Origin of the sequence: Streptomyces sp. NPDC001027 (assembly GCF_040299045.1) — a bacterium.
Taxonomy (GTDB): Bacteria; Actinomycetota; Actinomycetes; order Streptomycetales; family Streptomycetaceae; genus Streptomyces.
On sequence record NZ_JBEPBI010000477.1, the window covers coordinates 1 to 2,719 of the forward strand.

At 74.5% G+C, this 2,719-nt stretch carries 1 protein-coding gene and 2 pseudogenes; 2 read left to right on the forward strand and 1 reads right to left on the reverse strand.

Going from position 1 to position 2,719, the window contains the following annotated elements:
- Positions 1-261 (forward strand): annotated as a pseudogene (locus ABT300_RS42960) (SAM-dependent methyltransferase); the annotation flags it as partial.
- A gap of 441 nt (positions 262-702) precedes the next feature.
- Here ABT300_RS42960 and ABT300_RS42965 read toward each other — a convergent pair.
- Positions 703-2,001, reverse strand: coding sequence for a molybdopterin-dependent oxidoreductase (locus ABT300_RS42965; RefSeq protein WP_351688300.1), 1,299 nt, complete (start codon positions 1,999-2,001; stop codon positions 703-705).
- A 113-nt stretch (positions 2,002-2,114) separates the two neighbouring features.
- On the opposite strand from ABT300_RS42965, the pseudogene ABT300_RS42970 reads away from it, so the two are divergent.
- Positions 2,115-2,719 (forward strand): annotated as a pseudogene (locus ABT300_RS42970) (hypothetical protein); the annotation flags it as partial.

Here is a 2,719-nt window from a genome sequence, read left to right on the forward strand (position 1 = left end):
TGCGCCGGCGCCGCCGCGGACGTCGACGAGCCGTTCCCCTGGGCCCGGCTCGGGACCCGGGCACTGCTGCGGCACGCCGGTCCGTCGGGCTGGCGGACCGCCGATCAGTGGTCGGCGGGCGGCCGTTGCTTCGTCGCCCTGCGCAGCCCCGACCGCCGGCGCAGCGCGAGCAGCAGCGCCGAGCCGCCGAAGAGCACCGCGGTGATCAGCAGCCAGCGGGCGAGGAAACCGTCCGCGGACATCCCGGTCGCCGACCGGTAACGCTCGTCCACGCGTCCGCTGATCAGCGGGAACCACACGAGCAGGAGCAGCCCGGACAGAGCGGCCGGCACCCGCAGGTACAGGGCCCACGCGCGGTGGCCGGCCGCCTCGAGCGACCTCACGGCCGCGCGGTCGGCCGACGCGTACAGCGGCAGCAGCACCAGGTCGTGGACGATCGCCGCCCCCACGAACCACAGGGCCACCGCGAACCAGTCGTCGGCCAGCAGCCGCACGCCCGCGTAGCCGGCCAGCGCGAACGAGCAGGCCAGAAGCAGCAGGGTGAACGGGCCGCCGCCGTTCGCACCGGACAGGGGCCGGGTCGTCCTCGCCCGGGGCGGACGCCGTCCCGTCGTCGTGTCGCGCCGCGTCGCGGGTCGCCTCACGGGTGTCTCCTCTCCGGGATGCTCGTCGCTCGCCCCACAGCTCGTCTCCCTGGTGTCGTCACAGCTCGCCGAAGGTCAGCCGGGCGACCCACTTGGTGTTCAGCACGCCGGGCGCGGCGGGCACGATGATCCTGGCCGGGAAGCCGTGGTCGGGGGTCAGCGGCTCGCCGTTGACGTCCAGGGCCAGCAGGGACCGCGGATCGCGCACCTGGTTCGCCCGCAGCGCCGCCCGGCGGAAGGACCCGCTGCGCTGGAGCGACTCCACGAGGACGTCGGGCGCCGCGTCCGCCTCGTGGCCGACCAGGGCGGCGAGATCGCGCAGCCGGACGCCCCGCCACCACTGGTCGGAGGTGGACCAGCCCTCCACGCACGCGATGGGCAGTGCGGCACTGTGCAGGGGGAGGTCGAGCAGCTGGGCCCGGCTCAGCCGGACGGTTCCGGCGGGCCCGGCGACGGTCAGCCGCCATGCGTCCGCGCTGGTCTCGGCCGCGACGATCCCCCGGGACGCGGCCGTCTTGTTGATCTGGAATCCGCCCGGGCCGCTGCCCGGCTCCGCGCCCCCGTGCGGCGTGAGCAAGGCCGACCGCCGGGCGAGCCCGTCGAAGCTGCGCCCCGCCGTCGTGCCGAACAGCAGCAGTGAAGCGCCTCCGACCAGCCACAGCGCGCCCTTCCTGGTCACCGTGGGCGGCGCGGGACTGGGCGCGGTCAGAGAGATCTCCGCGCCGTCACCGGCCTCGTCCGCTGGAGGCGCCGGCTCGTGCCGCAGCCGGCGCAGATTGCGTACGGCGGCCGGAGTGCGCAGCACCGCGTGCGTGGCGAACGCGGCGAAGAAGACCCACGCGCCGTAGAAGTGCAACGGGTAGAACGACCCCGGGAAGACGTAGTCCAGCTGGACGTTGAGCACGCCGGTGACGAACTCGAACAGCGCGCCGCCGACCAGCAGGAGCAGCGACAGGCGTTCCAGCGCGTGGGTGAGCGACCGCGCGGGCGGCATGGCGAACAGCCGGGGGATCACCGACCACAGTTTCGCCAGCAGGACGGGGATCAGGGTGATCCCGAGCGTGACGTGGACGCCCTGGGTGAGCCGGTAGAGCCAGGGCGGGTCCGTCGGCCACGCGAAGAGGTAGAAGCCGAGCAGGCCCTTGTCCGGGGTCTTGTCGTTCACCGGCGAGAGATCCGGGTTGTACGCGGCGTACGACAAGAGCCCCGTCACGAACAGCACGGTGATCCCGCCGAGCAGCACGACGCCGAGGACGGAGGTGAACCACGGGCCGCGCAGCGGACTGCGCCAGAACCGGGGCGAGGACGGCAGGCGGGGGAAGCGGGACGGGGACGGCGGAGCGGGCGACCGTGACATGCGCCGACCGTAGGCCGGTGCGGCCGGGCAACGGGGCTTTCGACACATGACGAAACGCTGACGTCCGCGGGCTCGGCGGTGTCGACGCGCCCTCTGCGGCCTAGCGTTCCCCTGTGACTCGTGATCATCTGCGTGACCTGGGCGCCGCTGCGGCCGCCGCTGCACTCGTCGCGACCGCAGCGGTCGTCGGCTCCGCCATCGAGCGGGAGCACGGCACCCTGCGCGTGAACTGGCCCCCACTGCTGGCCACCTGGCAGCCGCACGTCGGCCCCGGCACCCCGGCGGCGATCGTCGTCGCGGTCGCCGTCGTCGCCTACGGACCGGCCGTCGCGGCCCGGCTGCGGTGGCGGACGCTGCTCTGGTCGACGTGGGTCGCCGCGACGGCCTGGATCTTCTCCCTGGCGCTCGTCGACGGCTGGCAGCGCGGGATCGCCGGCCGGCTCACCACCCGGCACGAGTACCTGCGCGTCGTCGACCGCTTCCACGACATCCCCGCGGCCCTGCGCGACTTCACCCACCACATCCTGCTCCAGTCCCCCGACAACTGGCCCGCGCACGTGGCGGGCCACCCGCCGGCGGCGCCGCTCACCTTCGTCCTGCTCGACCGGGCGGGGCTCGGCGGCGGAGGGTGGGCCGGGGTCTGGTGCATCGCCGTCGGCGGGTCGGCGTGCGCGGCCGTCCTCGTCGCCGTGCGGGTCCTCGTGGGCGAGGGCCACGC

Coding starts and splice junctions, on each gene's coding strand:
- ABT300_RS42965 (WP_351688300.1), bottom strand. CDS start 2,001: ATGTCACGGTCGCCCGCTCCGCCGTCCCCGTCCCGCTTCCCCCGCCTG.